The organism is Brevundimonas sp. VNH65, assembly GCF_049445955.1.
GTDB lineage: Bacteria > Pseudomonadota > Alphaproteobacteria > Caulobacterales > Caulobacteraceae > Brevundimonas.
Window position 1 is genome coordinate 422930 of the sequence record NZ_JBMSDX010000001.1, and the last position, 22177, is coordinate 445106.

21 protein-coding genes are annotated in these 22177 nt (G+C 68.0%); 8 read left to right on the forward strand and 13 right to left on the reverse strand.

What is annotated here, in order from left to right; translation table 11 throughout:
- Positions 1 to 3 precede the first annotated feature (3 nt).
- From ACO2Q1_RS02035 to ACO2Q1_RS02070, 8 genes are all read right to left on the reverse strand, one after another.
- Positions 4 to 978 (reverse strand): YciC family protein, encoded by a 975-nt coding sequence (locus tag ACO2Q1_RS02035; RefSeq protein WP_423327877.1) that lies wholly within the window; start codon positions 976 to 978, stop codon positions 4 to 6.
- 125 nt (positions 979 to 1103) lie between these two features.
- Positions 1104 to 1898: a sulfite exporter TauE/SafE family protein gene (locus ACO2Q1_RS02040; RefSeq protein WP_423327878.1), complete on the reverse strand. Its 795-nt coding sequence runs from the start codon at positions 1896 to 1898 to the stop codon at positions 1104 to 1106.
- A complete protein-coding gene (locus ACO2Q1_RS02045; protein WP_423327879.1) occupies positions 1895 to 3553 on the reverse strand; it encodes a TIGR01244 family sulfur transferase in 1659 nt (552 codons plus the stop codon). Before ACO2Q1_RS02045 ends, ACO2Q1_RS02040 begins: the two co-directional genes overlap by 4 nt.
- A 36-nt stretch (positions 3554 to 3589) precedes the next feature.
- Positions 3590 to 3784: a YgaP family membrane protein gene (locus tag ACO2Q1_RS02050; protein ID WP_423328236.1), complete on the reverse strand. Its 195-nt coding sequence runs from the start codon at positions 3782 to 3784 to the stop codon at positions 3590 to 3592.
- Between the two features lie 71 nt (positions 3785 to 3855).
- Positions 3856 to 4509 carry a peroxiredoxin gene (locus ACO2Q1_RS02055; RefSeq protein WP_423327880.1) on the reverse strand — a complete coding sequence of 218 codons (654 nt, stop codon included), beginning with the start codon at positions 4507 to 4509 and terminating at the stop codon, positions 3856 to 3858.
- A 19-nt stretch (positions 4510 to 4528) separates the two neighbouring features.
- Entirely contained in the window at positions 4529 to 4954 is a 426-nt protein-coding gene (locus ACO2Q1_RS02060; protein WP_423327881.1) for a DUF6691 family protein, read from the reverse strand.
- Complete coding sequence (locus ACO2Q1_RS02065) at positions 4951 to 5394, reverse strand: YeeE/YedE family protein (RefSeq protein WP_423327882.1); 444 nt, start codon at positions 5392 to 5394, stop codon at positions 4951 to 4953. The genes ACO2Q1_RS02060 and ACO2Q1_RS02065 overlap by 4 nt, the downstream gene beginning before the upstream one ends.
- Positions 5394 to 6335: an MBL fold metallo-hydrolase gene (locus ACO2Q1_RS02070; protein ID WP_423327883.1), complete on the reverse strand. Its 942-nt coding sequence runs from the start codon at positions 6333 to 6335 to the stop codon at positions 5394 to 5396. The genes ACO2Q1_RS02065 and ACO2Q1_RS02070 overlap by 1 nt, the downstream gene beginning before the upstream one ends.
- A gap of 106 nt (positions 6336 to 6441) precedes the next feature.
- Here ACO2Q1_RS02070 and ACO2Q1_RS02075 point away from each other — a divergent pair, with 106 nt between their 5' ends.
- Complete coding sequence (locus ACO2Q1_RS02075; RefSeq protein WP_423327884.1) at positions 6442 to 7101, forward strand: peroxiredoxin; 660 nt, start codon at positions 6442 to 6444, stop codon at positions 7099 to 7101.
- On the forward strand, positions 7098 to 7517 hold the full coding sequence (locus ACO2Q1_RS02080) for an ArsR/SmtB family transcription factor (RefSeq protein WP_423327885.1): 420 nt from the start codon (positions 7098 to 7100) through the stop codon (positions 7515 to 7517). The genes ACO2Q1_RS02075 and ACO2Q1_RS02080 overlap by 4 nt, the downstream gene beginning before the upstream one ends.
- A 64-nt stretch (positions 7518 to 7581) precedes the next feature.
- On the opposite strand, the gene ACO2Q1_RS02085 is transcribed toward ACO2Q1_RS02080, so the two are convergent.
- Positions 7582 to 8823, reverse strand: coding sequence for a serine hydrolase domain-containing protein (locus ACO2Q1_RS02085; RefSeq protein WP_423327886.1), 1242 nt, complete (start codon positions 8821 to 8823; stop codon positions 7582 to 7584).
- 233 nt (positions 8824 to 9056) lie between these two features.
- Between ACO2Q1_RS02085 and ACO2Q1_RS02090 the strand changes: the two genes are divergently transcribed.
- The 4 genes from ACO2Q1_RS02090 to bktB are packed head-to-tail and all read left to right on the forward strand — an operon-like array spanning position 9057 to position 13070.
- Positions 9057 to 9692: a glutathione S-transferase family protein gene (locus ACO2Q1_RS02090; protein ID WP_423327887.1), complete on the forward strand. Its 636-nt coding sequence runs from the start codon at positions 9057 to 9059 to the stop codon at positions 9690 to 9692.
- Positions 9689 to 10993: a spinster family MFS transporter gene (locus ACO2Q1_RS02095; RefSeq protein ID WP_423327888.1), complete on the forward strand. Its 1305-nt coding sequence runs from the start codon at positions 9689 to 9691 to the stop codon at positions 10991 to 10993. Before ACO2Q1_RS02090 ends, ACO2Q1_RS02095 begins: the two co-directional genes overlap by 4 nt.
- A gap of 8 nt (positions 10994 to 11001) precedes the next feature.
- Positions 11002 to 11892: an SDR family NAD(P)-dependent oxidoreductase gene (locus ACO2Q1_RS02100; RefSeq protein ID WP_423327889.1), complete on the forward strand. Its 891-nt coding sequence runs from the start codon at positions 11002 to 11004 to the stop codon at positions 11890 to 11892.
- Positions 11889 to 13070, forward strand: a complete 1182-nt coding sequence (bktB, locus tag ACO2Q1_RS02105) for a beta-ketothiolase BktB (RefSeq protein ID WP_423327890.1) — start codon at positions 11889 to 11891, stop codon at positions 13068 to 13070. The genes ACO2Q1_RS02100 and bktB overlap by 4 nt, the downstream gene beginning before the upstream one ends.
- A 76-nt stretch (positions 13071 to 13146) precedes the next feature.
- Here bktB and ACO2Q1_RS02110 read toward each other — a convergent pair whose 3' ends face one another.
- The 4 genes from ACO2Q1_RS02110 to ACO2Q1_RS02125 all read right to left on the reverse strand — a co-directional run bounded on the left by ACO2Q1_RS02110 (position 13147) and on the right by ACO2Q1_RS02125 (position 19168).
- Complete coding sequence (locus tag ACO2Q1_RS02110; protein ID WP_423327891.1) at positions 13147 to 14727, reverse strand: AMP-binding protein; 1581 nt, start codon at positions 14725 to 14727, stop codon at positions 13147 to 13149.
- 66 nt (positions 14728 to 14793) lie between these two features.
- Positions 14794 to 15840 (reverse strand): serine hydrolase domain-containing protein, encoded by a 1047-nt coding sequence (locus ACO2Q1_RS02115; protein WP_423327892.1) that lies wholly within the window; start codon positions 15838 to 15840, stop codon positions 14794 to 14796.
- A complete protein-coding gene (locus ACO2Q1_RS02120) occupies positions 15837 to 16604 on the reverse strand; it encodes a GntR family transcriptional regulator (RefSeq protein WP_423327893.1) in 768 nt (255 codons plus the stop codon). The genes ACO2Q1_RS02115 and ACO2Q1_RS02120 overlap by 4 nt, the downstream gene beginning before the upstream one ends.
- Before the next feature lie 218 nt (positions 16605 to 16822).
- Positions 16823 to 19168 (reverse strand): TonB-dependent receptor, encoded by a 2346-nt coding sequence (locus tag ACO2Q1_RS02125; RefSeq protein ID WP_423327894.1) that lies wholly within the window; start codon positions 19166 to 19168, stop codon positions 16823 to 16825.
- A 282-nt stretch (positions 19169 to 19450) separates the two neighbouring features.
- Here ACO2Q1_RS02125 and ACO2Q1_RS02130 point away from each other — a divergent pair, with 282 nt between their 5' ends.
- Both ACO2Q1_RS02130 and ACO2Q1_RS02135 read left to right on the forward strand, forming a co-directional pair.
- The gene (locus ACO2Q1_RS02130; protein WP_423327895.1) at positions 19451 to 20782 is read left to right on the forward strand and encodes an MFS transporter; all 1332 of its coding nucleotides are present in this window, start codon (positions 19451 to 19453) and stop codon (positions 20780 to 20782) included.
- 40 nt (positions 20783 to 20822) lie between these two features.
- Positions 20823 to 22145 (forward strand): hypothetical protein, encoded by a 1323-nt coding sequence (locus ACO2Q1_RS02135; RefSeq protein WP_423327896.1) that lies wholly within the window; start codon positions 20823 to 20825, stop codon positions 22143 to 22145.
- The last annotated feature ends 32 nt before the right edge of the window (positions 22146 to 22177 follow it).

Below are 22177 nucleotides of genomic sequence, written 5' to 3' on the forward strand. Positions count from 1 at the left end.
TGCCTAGTCGAACACGGAAGCCAGCTGCTCCGGCCCGACGCCTTCCTTGACGCTGCGCAGCTCATAGTAGAGCGACGCCGCGCCGGCGCCGGCGACGATCCCGGACAGGATGTTGGTGATCGCGGTCGCCGCCATGTTCACCGCCACATTGGGCGATCCGGTCATGAAGCCGCCGCCGGTGGCGGCGCCGACGCCGCCGACCAGCAGGCCGATCACCATCGACAGGATGACGTAGATGATGATCAGGCCGAAGATCGGCCAGCGGTAACCGCGCGTCAGGTCGCGGCTGCGCTGCAGACTCTCGAAGATCCCCCGGTTCTCGACGACCAGCGCCCCGGTCGACGCCGACCAGATCACCGACAGTATGATCCCGGGGACGACAAGCAGGATGAAGCCGAGACCGGTCCCCACGCCCACGACGATGGCCAGGCCGAGAAGCGGAAGGAACAGCCGCGCACCCATTTCGAACGCCGCGCCCAGCGGCGTCTTCGCGCCGTTCAGGCCGCTCACGGTGATCTTCACCACCATGCCCTGCAGCATATAGGTGCCGATGATCCAGAGCACCCAGCCGATCCCGGTCAGGGCCAGGCCGGTCGCGCTCTCGTTGTAGGCCAGCTCCGACTGTCCATAGGTCTGGATCAGGGACGGCACGCCGACCAGAAGCACGGCGGCGATCAGGAAGTTGGCCCAGTTGGTCCGGATGGAGGCAAACGTGCGCTGGATCACCCGCCCCAGGTCGAAGGCCCCGCCCGGCGCAGCGGCCGGTCCCTGCCCGGGGCGCGGCGCGACAGCCGCGGCGGCCAGGGCGATGATCTCGGTCGCCCGGTCGCCGGTCCCGACGAAGTCGACGCGCTGTCCGGCCGAGAGGGGGAGGGCGGAGCGGACAGAGCCTGCGTCGAAGGCGTAGGACGTTCCGTCGTCGCCGGCGATGACGCCGACGCCGCCTTGCTCATCGAAAGTCGTGACCTCGCCGCGCATGTCCATCCCGATCCGTCAGATCCCGTTGCCGGTGTAGCCGAGCCGAGCGCGTTTGTCAGAGGACTATCTGCTGTCCGAGCCCGTTTCCGGCGAGACATCGCGGTCGTCGGATGGAAGGTCCGCAGTCAGCCGATCAGTCCGAGCGCGCCGGCGCTGCGGTAGAGCATGTAGATGGCGACGACGAAGATCAGTCCGGCGAAGACGGTGTTCAGGACCCCTTTCTGTCCCGAGAGCGCCTTGGCCAGCCGGGCGCCGATCAGACCGCCCAGGACGCCGCCGCCGATGAAGACGGCCGCCAGGGGCCAGTCCACCCAGCCGTCCAGCGCATAGTTGACCGCCGTGGTCAGGCCGAAGGCGGTGACGCCGACCAGGGAGGAGCCGACCGCGTAGTAGATGGGCATGCGGGTCGAAAACATCAGGCTGGGCACGATCAGGAAGCCGCCGCCGATGCCGAAGAAGCCGGACATGACGCCGGTCAGGGCGCCCGTTCCGACCAGTTTCGGCGCATTGCCCCGTGTCAGAACGACGTCGGGGTCTCCGGTGGCCGAACGCCCTCTGAGCATCAATGCGCCGACCACCAGCATCAGGACAGCGAACAGGGCGAGAAGCTTCTGGCCGTCGACGGCCTTGCCCAGGGTCGAGCCGAAGAAGGCGCCGACAACCCCGGCGACGGCGAAAAGCCCGGCGATCTTCCATTTCACCGTGCCGTGGCGGGCATGGTTGAGCAGGTTGGCGAAGGCGTTGGCGGCGACCGCGAAGGCGCTGGTGCCGATCGCCAGATGGGGCTCCCTGACGCCGACCAGATAGACGATCAGCGGCACGGCCAGGATGGACCCGCCGCCGCCGACCAGACCGAGGCTGAAACCGACCAGGCTGCCCGACAGAGCGCCGAGCCCATACTGGATGGGTTCGAGCGTCATGCCGCGTCACGATGCCGGGGCTGGGCCATCCACTCGCGGCCCTTGAGCATGCCGTTCCAGTAGATCCACGGCAGGGCTTCGGATTTCAGCAGCCAGGACAGGCGTTGGGGTTTGGTGCCCTCGATGATCCAGCTGGGGAAGCTGGGAAGCAGTTTGCCGCCGTAGCCGAACTCCGCGAGCAGGATCTTGCCACGCTCCACGGTCAACGGACAGGAGCCGTAGCCGTCGTAGGCGGCGGTCGGGGCCTTGCCGCCCAGAACGGCGATCAGGTTCGCGGCCACGACGGGCGCCTGTTTGCGGGCCGCGGCCATCGTCTTGGCATTGGGCGTCGAACCGCCGTCGCCCAGACCGAAGACGTTCGCGTGCCGGACATGCTGGAGGCTGGCCGGATCGACGTCGACATAGCCGGCTTCGTTGGCCAGGGGGCTGCGAGCGACGAAGTCCGGCGCCTTCTGCGGCGGTGTGACGTGGATCATGTCGAACGATCTGGTGACCTCGCCCGACGTCTCCCTGAAGGTGGCCGTCCGGTCCGGACCGTTGACGGCGATCAGGGTGGATTTGAACTGGAGGTCGACGCCGTAGCGATCGACATACTCCATCAGCGGCGGCACGAATTCCTTGACCCCGAACAGGACGGCGCCGGCGTTGTGGAACCGCACGTCGATGTCCTTGAGCACGCCGGTCCGCTGCCAGTGATCGCAGGACAGATACATCGCCTTCTGGGGGGCGCCGGCGCATTTGATCGGCATGGGCGGCTGGGTGAACAGGGCGACCCCGTCCTTGAGGTTCTGCACCAGCTGCCAGGTGTAGGGGGCGGTCTGATAGCTGTAGTTGGAGGTGACGCCGCTCTTGCCGAGGGTCTCGGGCAGGCCGTCGATCGCGGCCCAGTCCAGGGTGTTGCCGGGCGCCACGACCAGAGCGCGGTAGCCGACCGCGCCGCCGTCCTCCAGGGTGACCTGGTCCCGCTCCGGCTGGAAGCTGGCGACGGCGCCCTTGATCCAGCGCACTCCGGCCGGAATCACCGACGCCTCGGCCCGGCGCGTGTCCTTCACGTCGAAAACGCCGCCGCCGACCATGGTCCAGCCCGGCTGATAGTCGTGTGTGTCGCGCGGCTCGATCACCACGATGTCGAGGCTTCGGTCGCGTTCCAGAAGGGAGGCGGCGGTGGCCAGGCCGGCTGAACCTCCGCCGACGATCACCACGTCGGCGCGCGCGGGTCGTGCGCCCATCGGCGCCGTCATCTGCGTTTCCAGCCGGGGGCGCAGGGCGGAAAGATCATAGCCCGCCTCTGCGGCGGTCGCGATCAGGGCGTCGGCCGGCTGGGCTCCGGCCTGGGTCAAGGCCCAAAGCGTGGTCGAACGCGTGCCGGTGCGGCAGTAGGCGAGGACGGGACCCTCGAAGGTCGACAGGGCGTGCGCCATCAGCGCGACGTCCTCGTCGCTGATCTTGCCGCCTATGGTCGGCACATGGGCGAAGCCCATGCCGTGGGCTGCGGCGAGCGTCTGCACCTCGGCGGCGCTCGGCTGCCCCGGCTCCTCGCCGTCCGGGCGGTTGTCGATGATCGCGCGAAAACCGTCGCGGGCCGCCTGGGCGACGTCGGCCTCGGTCAGTTGCGGCGAGACCGACAGGGAAGGGGTAAGGGTCTTGAACGGCATGACCATCGTCCTTGAACGGGGGTTTCGGTTGAGGGCTCAGCGGCGCCGGGACCGCGTGGACAGGCCGAACGGCAGGTAGGCCGGGCAGGTCCCGATCAGGCTGGTCAGGAGAAGGACGACGGCCGCCACCCCCAGAACGAGGGCGAGCGTTCCGCCGATCAGTCCCAGGCCATAGGCGCCCAGGACGGCGGCGACAGCGACCAGCCGGATGACGCGGTCCAGCGTTCCCATGTTCTTCACGGCGAGTTTCCTTCGGTTGAAGAGGCCCGACGCGCCCTATTCGGCTGCCTCGGGTCATCGGCTCAGGCGGCGACCGGGCGGGTCGAGAAATACCAGTCGGTATAGTTGAAGCCCTCGCCCTCACGGGCATTGGCGGCCTCCACCGTCTTCGGCGGCGAGACGATGGCGTCGTCGCCAGGCTTCCAGCCCGCGGGGGTTGCCACGGCATTGGCGTCGCTGGTCTGCATGGCGGTAACCAGACGCACTATCTCGGGGATCGAGCGGCCGTTGCTCATGGGATAGTAGAGCATGGCGCGCAGGATGCCTTCGGGGTCGATCACGAAGGTGGCGCGTACGGCCGAGGTGTCGCTGGCTCCCTCATGGATCATGCCGTAGGCCTTGGCCACGTCCATCTTCAGGTCTTCGATGATGGGGAAGGGAATCTCGACGCCGAACTTCTCGGCGATATTCCGGGTCCAGGCGATATGCGAAAAGATGCTGTCGATCGAAAGGCCCAGAAGTTCGCAGTTTTTGGCCTCCAGTTCTGCGGAAACCTGCGCGAAGCCGATGAACTCGGTTGTGCAGACCGGGGTGAAGTCGGACGGGTGCGAGAACAGGACCAGCCACTTGCCGCGATAATCGGCCAGCGAGCGATCGCCGTGCGTGGTCTTGGCAGAGAAGCTCGGCGCCGGCTCATTCAGGCGCGGCAGACCGATCGTCGTTTGGGTCTCAGACATTGGGTATCTCCGTAGGGGCCTACTTCGCCGGGGCGGCGGGCAGCAGTCGGTGCAGGATCATCCCGGCCAACATCGCCATGACGAAGACGGCGGCAGGGCCGGGCGCGATGGCGAGGTCGGCGATGGCGGGGCCGGGGCAGAGGCCGGCGACGCCCCAGCCGACGCCGAACAGGGCGGCTCCGCCGAGCAGGCGGGGGTCGAGGTCGCGCGCGGTCGGCAGGGCGAAGCGCTCGGCCGCCATGGGCGAGGTCATGCGGTTTCGAACCCGCCAGGCCAGGGCCATGGGGATCAGGGCGCCACCCATCACGAAGGCAAGCGTCGGGTCCCAGTCGCCGAACAGGTCCAGAAAGCCGCGCACGCGCTGCGGGTCGGCCATGCCCGACACGGCGAGACCCGCGCCGAACAGGGCTCCAGCGAAAAGGGCCAGCGCGATCTGTCGCATCATCGGCCCATCCCCATGGCGTTCATCACGGCGACCGTCACGAACCCGGCCAGCATGAAGGCGGCGGTCGCCACCAGCGATCGGGCCGACAGGCGCGACATGCCGCAGACGCCGTGGCCGCTGGTGCAGCCACTGCCGAGCCGCGTGCCGAAGCCGACCAGAAGGCCGCCGAGGATCAGGGCGGGCATGCCCTGCTCGAACCGCGCCGTGACGGGGCCGTTCAGCAGGGCGACGAGAGCCGCGCCGAGCGGAAGTCCGATCACGAAGGCGATCGCAAGCGGCCGAGGCGCGCCATCCCTGGCGATCCCGACGGCGCGCGCCGCGAGGCCGCTGACGCCGGCGATCCGGCCCAGGCCCAGCAGCATGACTGCGGAGGCGGCGCCGATCATCAGCCCCCCGATCAGGCCCTGGGCCGGCATGGCGTTGGCGAGAAGGTCGCCCATCACAGTGCGTTCAGCGGGACCTTGAGGTAGCGCACCCCATTGTCCTCGGGCTCGGGCGGGCGGCCGCCGTTCATGTTCACCTGCACCGACGGCAGGATCAGCTTGGGCATGGGCAGGGTGGCGTCGCGCTGGGTGCGCATGGCCACGAACTCGTCCTCGCTGACGTCGTCGCGGATATGGATGTTGCCTGTCCGCTGGGCGCCGATGGTGGTCTCCCAGGCGAACTCGGTGCGGCCCGGAGGCGCCTTGTAGTCGTGGCACAGGAAGACCCGCGCCTCGTCCGGCAGGGAGGTCAGGCGGTGGATCGAGCGGTACAGGGTCCGGGCGTCGCCGCCGGGAAAGTCGCAGCGCGCGGTGCCGTAGTCGGGCATGAACATGGTGTCGCCCGGAAAGACGGCGTCCCCGATGACATAGGCGAGGCAGGCGGGGGTATGGCCGGGCACATGCAGCACCGTGGCCTTCAGCCCGCCGATCTCGAACCGGTCGCCGTCGTTGAACAGATGGTCGAACTGGCTGCCGTCGCGGCGGAATTCGGTCCCCTCGTTGAAGATCTTGCCGAAGACCGCCTGGACGGTGAGGATTTCATGGCCGATGGCCAGCTGACCGCCGAGCTTTTCCTGCAGATAGGGCGCCGCCGACAGGTGATCGGCGTGGGCGTGGGTCTCCAGCAGCCACTGGACCGTGAGACCTTCGGACTTCACGTAATCAATCAGGGCGTCGGCGGAGGCGTGAGAGGTGCGGCCGGACGCCGGATCGTAGTCCAGGACGCTGTCGATCACGGCGCAGACGTCGGAGCCGGGGTCGCGCACGACGTGGCTGACCGTGAACGTCGCCTCATCAAAGAACGATTTGACCACAGGGCGTTGGCGGGGATCGTCCAGCGCGGCGCGGACGATGTCGGCGGCATGGTCGCGGGCGGGATCGGGTGTGGGCGAGGACATTGAGGCGTCTCCGTTTCAGCGGCCCAACACATAAACACATTCATAGTTTGTGCAAGTATGTATTTTAATGTGGCGGTGACGGCTGGAAGCGCCTAGGTTTCCGGCCATGGACACGATCGAGACGGCGCCGGCCGGCTATCCCCCCGCGATGCGCGCCCTGCGCATCAACGACACAGCGCCGGACTTCACCGCGCGCACGACCCAGGGCGAAAAGCGCCTGAGCGACTATCGTGGCCGGTGGCTGGTGCTGTTCTCGCATCCGGCGGACTTCACGCCGGTCTGCACCAGCGAGTTCGTGGCCCTGGCCCGTCAGGCCGACGCCTTTGCGGCGATCGATTGCGACCTGATGGCCCTGTCGGTGGACAGTCTGTATTCGCATCTGGCCTGGCTGAAGGACATCCACCGTCGCTTCGGCGTGAAGGTGCCGTTCCCGATCATCGAGGATCCCTCCATGGCGATCGGTCACGCCTTCGGCATGGTCGACGCCGGCTCGAGCGACAGCGCCACGGTGCGCGCCACCTTCGTCATCGATCCGGAGGGCGTGGTGCGCGCCATCAGCTGGTACCCGATGAACGTCGGCCGCTCCGTGGAGGAGTTGCTGCGGCTCGTCACCGCCCTGCAGACTTCGGATCGTGAGGCGGCCTCCACGCCGGCGGGCTGGACGCCGGGAGGCGCCCTGCTGGAGCCGGCCGCCACCACCCTGGACGCCGCCATCGCCGATGGTGACGGCGACGCGCCCTGGTACTATCGCGAGCGACGCCCATGACCGACGATCAGGCCGTCGCCATGGAGCGGTTGAAGGAGAAGGCGCCCGAGGCCGCAGAACTGCTGCGCCAACTGGCCAACGCCAACCGGCTGCTGATCCTGTGCCATATCGCCGAGGAAGAACGCTCGGTCGGCCAACTCGAGGCGGACCTGGGCATCAAACAGCCGGCCCTGTCCCAGCAGCTGGCCGAATTGCGTCAGTTCGGACTGGTCAAGACCCGCCGCCAGTCGCGCTCGATCTTCTATTCGATCGCCGACGTGCGGGTCCAGGCGGTGATGAGCATGCTGCACGAGATCTTCTGCGGGGACGCGAAGGCGGTAGGCGCCCGCGCCGCCGCCCCGGCGCCCCGCCCCTCGTCGACGGTTCGCGGCGACACGGCGCAATTCGCGCGCGTCACGACCCCGGGGCGCCGCTGAACCCGCCTGGACGCCGAGGACCGCCCAGGTTCATGGAGCAGACGTCTCGAACCTGCGGCCGCATTCAAACCAGGGCGGAATAGATCAGTGTCTTCAGTTCGCGGCGCAGCGGATACAGGAGGGACGGGCTGAGCTGGGTCATGAACACCATGTGCAGCTTCTCGACGGGATCGATGAAGAAGGATGTGGTGAACATTCCGCCCCAGTAGTACTCGCCGACGGACCCCGGGATCATGGCCTTGGCGATGTCCTGAGTGACGGCGAAGCCGAGTCCGAAGCCCACGCCGCCGTTCTGCGTTTCGCTGAACAACGACTGTGACAGGCTGGCCAGGTCGGACTGGTTTGGCAGATGGTTCAGCGTCATCAGCTGCAGCGTCTTGCGGCCCAGGATACGGACGCCGTCGAGCCGGCCTCCGTTGGCCAGCATCCGGCAGAAGCGATGGTAGTCGAGGGCGGTCGAGACGAGGCCGCCGCCGCCCGAGATCAGATTCGGTCGGCGCAACCACACGCTGTCGGCGCCCCGGTCATACATCACGCGGCCCAGGGCAGGACCGGCGAAGGCATAGCAGTCCGTCAGCCGGTCGGCCTTCTCCGCCGGAACGAAGAACCCGGTGTCGTTCATGCCCAGCGGCGCGAAGATCCGGTCGTGCAGGAACTGGTCCAGCGGCTGGCCCGAGACCCGTTGGACGACAGCGCCGAGCACGTCGGTCGATACCGAATAGTTCCAGGCCTCGCCGGGGGAGAACTCAAGGGGCTGGGCCGCCAATTCGCTGATGAAGGCGTCCAGGTCCGCCGCGCCGTGCCAGTTCTCGACCGGACCGGCGTTGGAGGCCGTCGCACGATAGGCGGCGTCGACATTGCTGCGGTACTGGAAGCCATAGGTCAGGCCGGATGTGTGGCGCAGCAGGTCGAGCATGCGCATGGGCGTCGCCACAGGCCGGGTCTGGAAGGGCGCGCCGCCGCCGCCGCTTTCATAGACGCCAGTGGTGCGGAACTCCGGCAGGACATCCGCGACCGGCGTGTCCACCGCAACCCGGCCTTCCTCGACCAGCATCATGAAGGCCGTCGAGGTGATCGGCTTCGTCATGCTGGCGATGCGGAAGAGAGAGCGCTCGTCGATCGCCGCCGCCGAGCCTTCGCGCGCCGCGCCCTGGCTGCTGAAGTGGACGATCTGGTCGTTGCGGCTGATCAGGATCTGGGCGTGAGGCAGTCGCCCGGTGTCGAGGTAGTTCGATTTCAGGAAGGTGTCGATTCGCTTCAGCCGGACGGGATCGAAGCCATGGTCTTCGGGGGAGGCTGTGATCATGAATGAGCCCTTCGATCTGCTGCGGTCGTCGTCTGAGCCGCCGTGTCGTGCCGAGGCGTCGCCGAACGGTCCGTCGCGGTCAAGCGGCGCGCGGGCGGCGCGACAGCAACCCGACCTGCGATCAATGTATCACCATAGATCCAAAATTGTCGTACAAAAATTTTGACTCCTCGTCCGAGGCGAGGGATGAAAGGCGCAAGGGAGCGCGAAACGCGCCGCGGAGGAAAAGCCGAATGATTGAGCTTTATCATTGCGTCGACGCGCGCTCATTCCGGGTCCTGTGGGCTCTTAAAGAGATGGGCCTGCCGTACCGCCTGCACATGCTGCCGTTTCCGCCGCGCGTCCGCCAGCCCGAGTATCTGGAGCTGAATCCCCTGGGCACGATCCCGCTGTTGATCGATGGCGAAGTCCGCATGACCGAGTCGGCGGCCATCCCCCAGTATCTGGCGACCCGCTACGGTCCCAGCCCCCTGGTCGTTGCGGCGGATGAGGCGGACTACGGTCTCTGGCTGGACTGGCTGCATCGGGGCGAGGCGACGCTGACCTTTCCGCTGACTCTGGTGCTTCGCTACACGCAGCTTGAGCCGGAGACGCGCCGCCTCCAGCAGGCGGCGGACGACTACGCCCAGTGGTTTTTTTCGCGATTGAGGCATCTGACGCGCGCGCTGGGAGACAGGGAGTGGCTGTGCGCCGGGCGGTTCACCATGGCGGACCTCAGCGTCGGCTACGCCCTGCTCTTCGCGCGCACCCTGGATCTGCACCACAGGTTCAGTCCCGAAATCCAGGCCTACTGGGATCGGCTTTCGAGCCGTCAGGCCTTCATCGCGGCGAAGGCCGCCCAATCCGATCATGTGGGAGACGCCGGATGAGCTCGACGCCGTTCAACGCCCGTCCCGGCTATGCCCGCCTTGTGCTGGCCATGCTGCTGATCGTCTACACCTTCAACTGGCTGGACCGGCAGATCCTCGGCATTCTGGCCCCCGTGATAAAGGCGGATCTCGGCCTGACGAACACCCAGCTGGGCGCATTGGGCGGCATCGCCTTCGCGGCCCTGTATTCGACCCTGGCGATACCTCTGGCCCTTGTGGCCGACCGCACCAGCCGCACCTGGGTGATCACCGGCTCGCTGGCGGTCTGGAGCGCCTTCACGGCCCTGTGCGGCGTGGCCACCGGCTTCTGGCAGCTGTTCATGTTCCGGGTCGGGGTCGGCGTCGGCGAGGCCGGCGGAGTGGCGCCGAGCTACGCGCTGATTTCGCAATATTTTCCCCCCGAGCGCCGCGCGCGAGCCCTGGCGATCTATTCGATGGGCATCCCGGCGGGGCTGGCGGCCGGCGTCCTGCTCGGCGCGGCCATCGCCAAGGCCGTCGACTGGCGCGCCGCCTTCATCGTGATCGGCCTCGCCGGCGTGGCCATCGCGCCGATCTTCCGGCTGGTGGTCAAGGAGCCGCCCAGACAGACGGCCGTCGGACAGCGAGTGGCCGTGAGCGCCGTGTTCGCCATCCTCGCGCGCAAGCCCAGCTTCTGGCTGATGGCCTTCGCCGCGGCGATGAGCAGCCTCACCGGTTATGGGCTCGCCTTCTGGACGCCGTCGATCGCCATGCAGACCTTCGGGTTCGACCTGACGCAGACGTCCCACTTCTTCGGCTCTCTGCTGCTGGTCGGGGGCGTCACCGGCGTGCTCGGCGGCGGCATCCTCGCCGACCTGCTGGGCCGGGCCGACCGCGGGGCCTACGCCAAGGTTTCGGCCGTGGCCTGGGTGATCACGGCCCCCCTGTTCGTGTTGGGCTTTCTGTCCCCGTCGCCGGTCGTCGCCTGGCTGCTGCTGCTGATCCCGAACGCCCTGACCCTGGTGTTCGTGGGGCCGATGACGACCGCCGTCCAGCATCTGGTGCCGGCGCATATGCGGGCCACGGCGGCAGCCTGTTTCCTGTTCATCAACAACCTGATCGGGATCGGAGCGGGGTCGTGGCTGATGGGCGGGATCAGCGATGTGATGACGCCGCGTTTCGGCGACGACGCCCTTCGCTACTCCGCCGTCGTGGTGACCGTCTTCTATCTCGGATCGGCGCTGCTGGCCCTGCTGGCGGTGCGGCCGCTGCGCCGCGACTGGGTGGATGACGCCGTGATCCCGGACGCGGCCGCCGACGCCGTCGAGACGACAGGAAAGTAGGAGCAAGCATGTCGCATATCGATCTCTCTGGACGGGTGGCCATCGTCACCGGCGCCGGGGCGGGCCTGGGGGCCGCCCATGCTGCGGCCCTGGCGGCGCGGGGCGCCCGGGTCGTGGTGTCCGACATGAACGGCGAGGCGGCCGAACGGGTCTGCGCCGAGATCCAGGCCGAGGGCGGCGAGGCGACGGCGATCGCCGTCAGCGTCACGGACCGCGCGGGCGTCCAGACCATGTGCGACGCGGTTCTGGCGCGTTGGGGCCGGATCGACATTCTGGTCAACAACGCCGGCATCCTGCGCGACAAAACCTTCGCCAAGATGGATCTGGACGATTTTCAACTGGTGCTCGACGTCCACCTGATGGGATCGGTCAACTGCACCAAGGCGGTCTGGGAGACGATGCGGGCCCAGAACTATGGCCGGATCATCTTCACCACCTCGTCTTCCGGCCTCTACGGGAACTTCGGGCAATCGAACTATTCCGCGGCCAAGCTGGGGCTGGTCGGCCTGATGCAGACCCTGGCCCTGGAAGGCGAACGCTACGGGGTAAGGGTCAACTGCCTGGCGCCGAGCGCGGCGACCGCCATGACCAACAGCCTCTATACGCCGGACGTTCTCGCCGGCCTGGGGCCGCATCTGGTCAGCCCGGCGGTGGTCGTTCTGGCGAGCGAGGAGGCGCCGACGCGGGCGGTCATCCTGGCCGGAGCCGGGGCCTTCGAGCAGGCGCATGTCACGATGACCCAGGGGGTCCTCCTCGGCGCCGGCGAGGATGTAGCCGACCGTCTGCTGGCCAGCCTCGATGTCGTGGCCGATCGCGCCGGGGAAATGGTTCCGGCGAGCGGAGAAGCCCAGTACCGGCACGAGATGTCCAAACTCGTCGGTCAAAAGGCGGTCGCGTGAGCGCTTCGGTCCACATCGTCGCCGCGCGCAGAACGGCCATCGGCGGCTTCGGCGGGGCGCTGAAGGACTGTACGCCGGCCGAACTGGCGACCCATGTCACCCGGGCGGCGCTGGAGGCCGGGCGCATCGATCCGGCGACGGTCGGTCACGTGGTGTTCGGCCAGGTGATCCCCACCTGTCCCCGCGACGCCTATCTGGCGAGAGTGGCCGCGATCGAGGCGGGACTCCCCCAGGCCACCCCGGCGATGACTGTGAACCGGCTCTGCGGTTCAGGCCTTCAGGCGGTCGTGTCAGCAGCCCAGATGGTGATGCTGGGCGAGGCCGAGACGGCGGTCGCCGGCGGAGCCGAGGTGATGAGCCGGGCGCCCTATTTCGCGCCGTCGGTTCGCTGGGGCCAGAAGATGGGGGACGCGGCCCTGATCGACGGCCTGAACGGTGCGCTCACCGATCCGTTCGGCGGCGGACTGATGGGCGTGACCGCCGAGAACGTCGCCGAGCGTCACGGCGTGGATCGCCAGCGCCAGGACGCCTATGCCGTGGAGAGCCATCGGCGTGCGGCGGCGGCGATCGCCGAGGGGCGATTCACCTCCCAGATCGCGCCGATCGAGGTGAAGTCCGGGCGCGTCGCCAGGACGTTCGACACCGACGAACATGTCCGCCCCGAGGCCGCCATGGCCGATCTGGCGAAGCTGCGCACGATCTTCCGGGAGAATGGAACGGTCACGGCGGGGAACGCTTCGGGCGTCAACGACGGCGCGGCGGCGCTGGTGCTGGCGGGCGAGGCCGCCGTGGCGCGGCAGGGCCTGGCGTCGATGGCCCGGATCGTCGCGTGGGGCCATGCGGGAGTCGATCCGAATTATATGGGCATGGGACCGGTTCCGGCCACGCGGATCGCGCTGGCGCGTGCGGGGCTGAAGGTCGAAGACATCGACGTGATCGAGTCCAACGAGGCTTTCGCCGCCCAGGCCTGCGCCGTGTCGGACGCCCTCGGCCTTGATCCGGCGCGGACAAACCCGAACGGCAGCGGCATCTCGCTGGGCCATCCTGTCGGGGCCACGGGTGCGATCATTCTCACCAAGTTGGTCTACGAACTCGCGCGTGTCGGGGGTCGCTTCGGCCTGGCGACCATGTGCATCGGCGGAGGGCAGGGGATCGCTGTCGTCATCGAGCGCAGCTGACCCCCCGACGTAAAGGGCTCCTGGACGACTGGCGAGCCGTCGCATGCCGACGGCTCGCTTCTTTTTTCGTCGTCCGTCAGGCCCCGTAGGCGGCGCGGAGGCTGAGCTTGTCGATCTTGCCCGTCGCGGCCAGAGGCATGGCGGGCAGACGCACGACCTCGTCGGGCACCCACCACGACGCGATTTGTCCGCGCAGGGATTCGAGCAGCGCCTGGTCGCTGATGTCCATGCCCTCGCGCACCTCGACGAGCAGGATCGGTCGTTCGCTCCACTTCGGGTCGGCCCGTCCGATGACCGCCGCCAGGGAAATCTCCGGCAAGGCGCAGACGATGGCTTCGATCTCTGCCGGATTGATCCATTCGCCGCCGGACTTGATCAGATCCTTGGCGCGGCCCGTGATCGACAGATTGCCCCGGTCATCGATGCGAGCCAGGTCGCCGGTGTCGAACCAGCCATCGGCGTCCACCACGGGGTGCTCTTGTCCGAAGTACCGTTCGATCACGGCCGCGCCGCGCACATGCAGCCGCCCTTCAGGACCACGCTGCGTCTCCAGCGGGGCGCCGGCCTCGTCCATGAGCATGAGATCGACCCCGAGAGCCGGCTTGCCGGATATGCTCGGCCGCCGATCCGGATCGCTGAGCACGCCGAAGACGCCGACGGGAGACAGTTCGGTCATGCCCCAGCTGTTCTGGACGACGACGCCGAGCTGGCGCTCGATCCGGTCCATCAACGCGGGGGGCGTGGGGGCGCCGCCCAGGATGATCCGGTCCAGCGAGGGCAGGGCGGTTCCCGAAGCGTCCAGGTATTCGCACAGGCCGAGAAAGACGGTCGGCACGCCGACGGCGATCGTCACGCCTTCGGCGGCGATCAGCCGCGCCAGGCTTTCGCCGTCGGTGCGACGGCCCGGCAGCACCATCTTGGATCCCGCAGCCGGAAGGGCGAAAGGCAGGCCCCAGGCGTTGGCGTGGAAGAGGGGAACGATGGGCATGACCACATCGGTCTCGCGCGCCCCCAGCACATCGGCCTGCAGCAGCTTCAACGTATGAAGGAAGCTGGAACGGTGGGTATAGGTCACGCCCTTGGGCGCGCCGGTCGAACCTGAGGTGAAGCACAGTCCCGATGGCGAGGTTTCATCAAAGCCGCCCCAGGCGCAGGCGTCGTGCGCGACCTCGACCAGCGGTTCCATCGGTTGGACGGCGGCACGGGCGTGGACACGTTCGCTGTCGCCGTCGATGACCAGAACGTGGGTCACGCCGGGGGCGTCGTCCACCGCCGCGAGCGCGAGATCGACCAGGTCGGCGCTGGCGATGATCACGCGGGCCCCGGACTGACCCAGCATCCAGGCCAGTTGGGTCGGCGTCAGCCGCGGGTTCAGGGTGTGGCAGACCGCGCCCATGCCCATGATGGCGAACCAGGCCTCGACGTGGCCCTGGGTGTTCCAAGCCAAGGTGGCGACCCGCTCGCCCCCGACGACGCCCAGTCCGGCCAGGACGTTCGACGTGCGCCTGGCCCGGGTCTGCAGGTCGGCGTAGCCGATCCGGGCGCTGTCAGCGCCCTCGCGCGCCGTCACGACCTCGGTCCCGCTGTGCCACTTCGCGGCGTGCTCGAGAATGCGGTCCAGGGTGAGCGGAAACGATTGGATGCTGCCGTCGATCATTCGATGTCCTGTGTACTGTCTTCGTCCCGACGTCGGGACGTCGCCCGGACGCGCGGTGGATCGGCCTCAGCCGAGCACCCGCATCAGCCGCAGCCAGACCTGCTGGTCGAAGCCACGGTCCGAGGCCGCCGCGCCGGTGCGCACCACCACCAGCTTCAGGCTCGGCACGACGTAGAGGCGGCGGTCGAAGGCGCCGAGAGCGGCGACAAGATCGGCGGGGGCGGCCGGGATCAGCTGGCCGGGGCTGCGGCCGATCTGCGGGCGCTGCACATACTCGCTGCCGTTCAGCCACCACAGCCGACCATAGGCCGGATTGGCGGTGGAACGCTCGAACATGGCGTCCATCTGCGCCTGGGAGACGACGCGGGCGCCGTCCGCCGCGAGGCCGTCCGCCAGCACCATCGCGCCGAACCGGGCGACGTCCTGAGGGGTGGTGACGAGGCCGGTGTCGTTGCCGACCGAAGCCAGGGCGGCGGGACGACGACGCCACGCGGTGTCGCTCATGCCCAGCGGCGCCGTCAGCCAGTCCTGCGTCACCGTCTCGAGCGGCTTCTTCGCCGCCGCCGCCACGATCTGCTTGCTCACCGCATAGACAGGCGTGTTGTAGAAGAAGGTCGTTCCGGCCGGGGCGACATAGGCGAACTGTTCATCGAGACCCGAGCTCATGGTCAGGATGTCGATGACGCGGATCGCGTCCTCCTGCGCCGGCGAGGCCTTCGACCACCCCCGGCCCAGGTAGGTGGAGACCGGCGCGCCGACGTCCAGCAGCCCCTTGTCCACGGCGATCGCCGCCAGGACGGCCACGAAGCTCTTTTGCTGGGAGGCGACATCCTCGAGCAGGGCGCCGCTGGACGCCGTCCCATAGGTGAAGTTGGCGAAGAGCCGATCGGTCGCGGGCGCAGGCCAGGCCTGGTCGATCAGAACCTCTCCGTCACGGATGACGATGAACCCCGTGCTGTTCTGGCGCCGCAGATAGTCGAGCAGTTCGGTCATGGCCGGCGAGGGGGCGGTCTGGACGGCGGCGGCCGGGAGGGGGCGCGCGCAGGCCGTCGGTACAGCCGCCCCCAACGCCAGGGCGGCGGCGGTCATGATGATCCGGGCATGGGCGTTCATTTGGACTTGCCTCCTGCGGTTCGTCGACGAGGCGACGGTTCCTTCTGGGATGCGGCGACGGGTTCGGTGCGGGCGCGAGGCCCGCGCGCCAGCATGATCCGGGCGACTTCGCCCTGCATGAAATAGAGAATGTCGCGCGCGGCCTGACTGGCCTTGTCGGGATCACGCTCGATCAGACCCGTCCTGACGTCGCGCCAGTGCTGATAGGGGCCGGGGCCGTTGGCGTTGATGGCCAGGGCGACATACGAAAAGTGGAAGCGGGTCTTGCGGCGCACGGCCTCGGTCATCCGCTGCGCATCGGCGCTGCCGAAGGCGCTCATTTCGCTGAAGATGGACTCGCTGACCTCGATGATCTGCTCAGCCGGCGCCCCGCTCTCGGCGTCGTTGAGCAGGCGGTCGATCTTGCCGAGGATGCGACGCACGGCGGCGTCGGAGGCGCGCAGACAGGCGAAGCGGGCGGCCAGACCGTAAAGGGCGGCGCGGACCTCGTAGAGATCGAAGACTTCCTCGACCGTCGTGGCCGAAACCCGGGCGCCCCGGTTCTCCTCCAGCTCGATGAGGCCGTCGTCCGCGAGCGCCCGCAGGGCCCGCCGCACGGTCGATCGGCCGACGCCGAACTCGCTGCAGAGGCGGACCTCCCGCAGCCATTCGCCGGGCGCGATCTCGCTCTTCTGAATCCGGGAGCGGAGGGCCTGGGCGATAGCGTCCGCGTTGGGCGCCGTCTCGGCGCCGGTCTGCAGTTTAGGATCGGGAGTGTCGGTCAAAGGTCTGGCCCTCGCGGCGTGACGTCGCATCGCCGCGATCTGCGGGCGCGTCGTCTGACCGTTCCTAGGATCGAGCTCGGCGACGGGCAAGGCGTTTGTCCGTTTCGGTGAGGTTATTGTTGTACAATGCAGGAGGCCGGCGCCCGGCGCCCGGTCGGACCGCGACGGCCTCGAAGCCGTCGCGGTCGCGGGACGTCCGGCCGGGTCCGGACGTGTCGTCACCAGCGGTAGGTTGCGGAGACGCCGAAGGTCCGCGGGCGCGTGTACCGGTTGGCCAGGGGGATATCGACCTGCTGCAGCTTCAGGACGGGGATGACCTGATTGGTCGCGTTCCTGACGAACATGGCGACCTCCATGCGACGGAACAGGACACCCCAGCGCAGATCGACATTGTCCAGGTCTTCCAGCGGGGTGAACGGCGAGGTCGCCGTGACCGTGTCCTGACCGCCGCCGCGTTGACCGTTGTAGGCGACGTTGGCGAAGCCCGTCAGGCCGGGCGTCAGTTCCCGACGGTAGTTGAGGTTGGTCGAGAAGGTCCATTCGGGCGTCTGGGCGACCATGCTGTCCTTGATCGGAGCGCCGGCCACAGCGGCGACTTCGACGAAGCTTGCGTCCTGGCGAGCGCCGTTCACGCCCACAGCCAGGCGACCGCCGCCGATCTCGAAGACGGCGTCCAGCGCCGCCTCGACGCCGTTGACCTCGATGGTCCCGCCATTGATGTTGAAGTTGGTTCCCGCCTGACCGCAGGCGTTGGCGGCGGTGCAGCCGTCGGTGACCAGGGCGATCGCATCCTCGGTCCGCGAAGTATAGGCCGACAGCCTGAGGAAGACGTTGCGCGCGATGTCCGTCTTCAACCCGACCTCGTAGCTCGTCGTGGTCTCGTTGCCGTAGGTCGGCTGCAGGGGGTTGGGCGCGTTGGCGACGACCGTGCCGTTGTTCACCCCGCCGGCGCGATAGCCGGTTCCCGTGCGGGCATAGACCAGCGAGGATTCGCTCAGGCGGTAGCTGGCCGAGACGGCGTAGCTGAGGTTGTCCTCGTCGAAATCATAGGACGTAGGGACGCCGATCGGCGTGGTCGTGTAGAGGCGGAAATCGCTTTGCTGCGCTGTCTTGTGATCGCGGGAATAGCGCAACTCGCCACTGAGCGAGAGGGCGCCGATATCATACTTCAACGATCCGTAGACTGCGGCCGACCGGTATTCGGACGGCACCACCCGACGGCTGCCGAACGCCAGGGGGAAGGTGGCCGGGCAGGCGGCGGCGTTCGGGATCAGCCGATAGCAGACGGGCGCGGTCGGCGTGCCGCCGCAGATCGACGAGGTGGCCGTCAGAACGCAGGGATTGGTGCGCGCGTCGCGCGTATAGTCGTCGTCCTGCAGCAGGACCTCGACGCCGCCCAGCCACTGCAATTGGCCGTCCATCGCGTCGCCCGTGATGTGGACGTCATGATAGAAGGTCTTGTCCTTCACGTCGGTGGTGGTGCCCCCAAGAGGGTAGAGGCCGATCTGACCCGAGGCCTGAAGCCGGCCTTGCGTGGCCAGGTCGATCGCCGCCGCGAAGTTCTGCTTCGAGTGGTACTGCATCGCCATGGTGGTGGAGGTCAGCAGGCCCCAACCCAGGTCGTACTTGGCCGTCAGCATGGCGCGCTGGACGGTCTGGTGCAGGTCGTTGGCGACGTCGGAGGGGACATCGTAGCGCGGGCCGGTGAAGCCCTGGGGCAGGACGGCCAGTCGACCCGGCGGCACCACCCACTGGTTGACGAAGGTCGGCAGGTTCATGTCCTGCGCGTCCAGCAGCAGGTTCACGTCCCAGGGCCCGTCCATGTAGCGGATCTGGCCACGCACCAGATAGCCGTCCGTGTGGTCGTAGTATTTGTTCTGATTGGGGTTGTAGTAGACGCCGCCGCCCTGGCCGGTGACCTGGGCCCCGACGCGGAAGGCGACCTTCTCGTTCAACTGGTGATTGACGATCCCGTCCAGGCGGAGCTGCTGCAGGTCGTCGGTATAGGTGGCTGACACCCTGCCGCCGTTGCGGAACTGGGGCTGGGCCAGGACGATGTTCACGCTCCCGTACTCGGAGTTGCGTCCGTACAGCGCGCCCTGCGGACCTTCGAGCACCTCGATGCGGGCGATGTCGAAATAGTCCAGACGCTTGAAGTTGCGGCCGCCCAGGGTGCTGGACCCGGCATAGGCCCCGTTGACGAACAGGCCGACGGCCGAGTCGGCGCTTGTGGCGCGCTGGGTGCCCGAGCCCCGCACCGAGATCTCGGCGAGGTTTTCACTCTGTACGCCGTTGAAGCGGACGCCAGGGACGGTCTGCAGCAGGTCGCCGACGCTTTCGATCGGGCTCTTCTGCTCGAGCGTTTCGGCGGAAAGCGCCGTGATCGTCGACGGCACGTCACGGATGGCTTCTTCGCGTCGACGCGCGGTGACGACGACGTCCCCGACCCGGCTCGGCTGCGCCTCTTCGACCGGTCGCTCGGCCGGTGGCGCGGTTTGGGCCCAGACGAGCCCGGGGGCGGCCACCGCGATCAGCGCGGCGGACGAGCATGCGAGATTACGCACCATCCTGATCCTCTCCCTCTTCATTTGCCGTCGTTGTGATCGCGGCGAGGTGAGCATTGTCCTGTCAAACCGAAGTGTCAAGATTGTACGACAATCATATTTGAGGTCACGCGCCGCTCGAGGTCAGGGAGGCCAGCGTCCTTCGGCGATCCGAATGAAGAAAGCCGTGTCGATCAGAACGAACAGAATGGCAAAAGTTGTCGTACAATCTATTGACAGGCGGGGACCGCGGTCCGAGGCTGACGGTCTGGGGCGTCACCAAGAACGCCGCGAGGAAAGCCCATGTCCGATAGCGCGAACGATCACACCGGCGGGACTCCGCCCGATGGCAAGGGCCTCAAGGTGGCGGTGATGGCCTCGGCGGGAGCGGCCGTCGAATGGTATGACTTCTTCATCTACGGAACAGCGGCGGCCCTGGTGTTCCCCAAGCTGTTCTTTCCGGCGGATCTGCCGCCCTTCGTCGCCCAGATCGCGTCCTTCAGCACCTTCGCGGTGGGCTTCATCGCCCGTCCGCTGGGCGGGATGGTGTTCGGGCACTTCGGCGACATCCACGGACGCAAGCACGCGCTTGTGGTCGCCATGTTCGTCATGGGCGCGTCGACGACCCTGATCGGTCTGCTGCCGACCTATGCCCAGATCGGCGTGGCGGCGCCCCTGCTGCTGGTGGTCATGCGGTTCGCCCAGGGTCTGGCGGTGGGCGGACAGTGGGGCGGCGCTGCGCTGCTGGCGATCGAGAGCGCGCCGCCGAACCGGCGCGGCTTTTACGGCAGCTTCGTCCAGGTCGGGGTGCCGTTGGGGGTGGTGCTGGCCAACGCCGTCTTCCTGATCGTCAGTGCGATGACCGCCGAGGACAGTTTCATGTCCTGGGGATGGCGCATCGGATTCGTGCTCAGCATCGTCCTGATTCTCATCGGGCTGGTGATGCACCTGAGCGTGGAAGAGGCGGTGCAGCCCCATCCGCCGGCCGATGTCGCGGACGCCGCCGTCGTCGTCGCCCGGCCGGCGCGTTCCCCCCTGCTGGAGGTGCTGACCGGGCACTGGCGCCAGGTTCTGCTGGCGGGCGGGGCCTTCGTGGCCAACAATGTCTGTTTCTACATCGCCATAACCTACGCCATCGCCTACGGATCGACGACCCTGGGGATCGAGCGCGACGTGCTGCTGACCGCCGTCATGGCCGGGAGCGCCCTCATGATTCCGGTGCTGCTGGCGTGCGGCGCGGCCTCCGACCGGTTCGGGCGACGCGGCGTCTTCCTGGCGGGGGCGGCCCTGTCAGGGCTTTGGGCCTTCGCCGTCTTTCCGTTGCTCGAGACGGGTTCCGGCGTGGCGATATTCGCGGCGATCACGGTGCAGCTGGTGTTCGTGAGCATGATGTACGGACCGCAGGCGGCGCTGTTCGCCGAGTTGTTTCCGCGATCCATTCGTTACTCGGGCGCGTCGCTGGGATACCAGATCGGGGCCGTCGTCGGCGGCGGCTTTGCGCCGATCATCGCGACGGCCCTGTTCGCTCGCTATGGCTCCAGCCTGCCCATCGCCATCTATCTGGCGGCCATGTGCGCCGCCTCCTACGGCAGCGTGATCTTGCTGGGACGCCGGTCCCGAACACACGCTGTCTGATCGCCGGATCGGATGTTTCAGAGTCATTGAGGAGGCCGCGATGATCGATGCAAACAGGCGCATGCTGCTGGGCGCCGGAGCGATGATTTCGCTCGGCGGGGCTGCGCGCCCGACGCGCGGCGGTGAAGTCCCGGCGCTTGAACCGGAAGGCGCTCTCGCCTCCGAGGTCGAAGCCGATCTGCTCCGCTATGTGGGCTTCGGCGAAAAGCAGGCGGGCGGGGCGGGCGACAACGCCTGCGGCGAATGGTTGGCCGGCGAGCTCTCGGCGGCCGGCTACGCCGTCGAGCGTCAGGTCTTCAAGGCGCCCTATTTCGACACCCGCAAGGCCGAGTTGACGGTCGAGGGCGCAGCGGCGGCGGTCTATCCTCAGCCGATCGTCAGGATGACCGGGGCGGACGGCGTGTCCGGGCCTCTGGTGCGTGTCGATGCGGTCGGACGTTTCGCAGGGTCCCTGGAGGGAGCGATCGCCCTGGTGGACCTGGCCTTCTCGCGCTGGTCGACGATGTTGTCGCCGGGCGCGCGCGGACCTGTGGAGGCGGCGTTCGCGGCCGGCGCCGTCGCCGTGATCGCCATCACCAACGGGCCGACCGGAAAGGTCATCGCCCTGAACGCCGACGGGCGCGCGCCGATGTTTCGGGGGCCCGTCGCCCTGCTGGCGCCCGAGGACGCCGGGCCATTCCTGGCGGCCGCCTTCGAGCGCAAGCCGGGCCGCCTGGTTCTCGACGGGGAGGGCGGGCATCGCGACGCCTTCAACTTCGTCGGACGTCTCGATCGTGGGAAGGGGCGATGGCTGGCGATCTCGACGCCCCGCTCGGGCTGGTTCACCTGCGCCGCCGAGCGTGGCCCGGGCGTGGCCGCGTGGCTGCATCTGGCGCGGTGGGCCGCGGCAGGCTTGCCGGACCATGACCTCGCCTTCATCTGCAACACCGGCCACGAGTACGAGTATCTGGGCGCGTCCGAAGCCATGAAGGCGATCGCGCCCCCGCCGGACCGGACGGATTTCTGGCTGCACCTGGGAGCCAATGTCGCCGCACGCGACTGGCATGAGATACCGGGCCGTCCCACGCCGCTGCCCAGCGTGGACAGTCAGCGGTTCCTGTCCGTCTCGCCCTCGCTTCTGCCTCTGGCCCGTTCCATTTTCGCCGGGCAGATCGGCTATGAGCAGCCGGTGTCCAGCGATGTCCTGGCGGCAGGCGAACTGGTCGAGGTGATCAAGTCCGGCTATGCCCCGGCCGCCGGCGTTTTCGGCATCCATCGCTATCACCATGTGGCGGAGGATGACGAGCGGTGCCTGAACCCGACCGCCACCGTCGTCGCCGCCGCCGGCTTCCGCCGCCTGTTGCAAGCGGTGGTTGCCCGGTAGGGAGCGCCCGGGTGCTGGCATTCCGGATCACA

What these genes read in the sequence shown, in the direction of transcription:
- ACO2Q1_RS02035 (WP_423327877.1), bottom strand. Translation starts at nt 978, where the DNA reads ATGCGCGGCGAGGTCACGACTTTCGATGAGCAAGGCGGCGTCGGCGTC.
- ACO2Q1_RS02040 (WP_423327878.1), bottom strand. Translation starts at nt 1,898, where the DNA reads ATGACGCTCGAACCCATCCAGTATGGGCTCGGCGCTCTGTCGGGCAGC.
- ACO2Q1_RS02045 (WP_423327879.1), bottom strand. Translation starts at nt 3,553, where the DNA reads ATGCCGTTCAAGACCCTTACCCCTTCCCTGTCGGTCTCGCCGCAACTG.
- ACO2Q1_RS02050 (WP_423328236.1), bottom strand. Translation starts at nt 3,784, where the DNA reads ATGGGAACGCTGGACCGCGTCATCCGGCTGGTCGCTGTCGCCGCCGTC.
- ACO2Q1_RS02055 (WP_423327880.1), bottom strand. Translation starts at nt 4,509, where the DNA reads ATGTCTGAGACCCAAACGACGATCGGTCTGCCGCGCCTGAATGAGCCG.
- ACO2Q1_RS02060 (WP_423327881.1), bottom strand. Translation starts at nt 4,954, where the DNA reads ATGATGCGACAGATCGCGCTGGCCCTTTTCGCTGGAGCCCTGTTCGGC.
- ACO2Q1_RS02065 (WP_423327882.1), bottom strand. Translation starts at nt 5,394, where the DNA reads ATGGGCGACCTTCTCGCCAACGCCATGCCGGCCCAGGGCCTGATCGGG.
- ACO2Q1_RS02070 (WP_423327883.1), bottom strand. Translation starts at nt 6,335, where the DNA reads ATGTCCTCGCCCACACCCGATCCCGCCCGCGACCATGCCGCCGACATC.
- ACO2Q1_RS02075 (WP_423327884.1), top strand. Translation starts at nt 6,442, where the DNA reads ATGGACACGATCGAGACGGCGCCGGCCGGCTATCCCCCCGCGATGCGC.
- ACO2Q1_RS02080 (WP_423327885.1), top strand. Translation starts at nt 7,098, where the DNA reads ATGACCGACGATCAGGCCGTCGCCATGGAGCGGTTGAAGGAGAAGGCG.
- ACO2Q1_RS02085 (WP_423327886.1), bottom strand. Translation starts at nt 8,823, where the DNA reads ATGATCACAGCCTCCCCCGAAGACCATGGCTTCGATCCCGTCCGGCTG.
- ACO2Q1_RS02090 (WP_423327887.1), top strand. Translation starts at nt 9,057, where the DNA reads ATGATTGAGCTTTATCATTGCGTCGACGCGCGCTCATTCCGGGTCCTG.
- ACO2Q1_RS02095 (WP_423327888.1), top strand. Translation starts at nt 9,689, where the DNA reads ATGAGCTCGACGCCGTTCAACGCCCGTCCCGGCTATGCCCGCCTTGTG.
- ACO2Q1_RS02100 (WP_423327889.1), top strand. Translation starts at nt 11,002, where the DNA reads ATGTCGCATATCGATCTCTCTGGACGGGTGGCCATCGTCACCGGCGCC.
- ACO2Q1_RS02110 (WP_423327891.1), bottom strand. Translation starts at nt 14,727, where the DNA reads ATGATCGACGGCAGCATCCAATCGTTTCCGCTCACCCTGGACCGCATT.
- ACO2Q1_RS02115 (WP_423327892.1), bottom strand. Translation starts at nt 15,840, where the DNA reads ATGAACGCCCATGCCCGGATCATCATGACCGCCGCCGCCCTGGCGTTG.
- ACO2Q1_RS02130 (WP_423327895.1), top strand. Translation starts at nt 19,451, where the DNA reads ATGTCCGATAGCGCGAACGATCACACCGGCGGGACTCCGCCCGATGGC.
- ACO2Q1_RS02135 (WP_423327896.1), top strand. Translation starts at nt 20,823, where the DNA reads ATGATCGATGCAAACAGGCGCATGCTGCTGGGCGCCGGAGCGATGATT.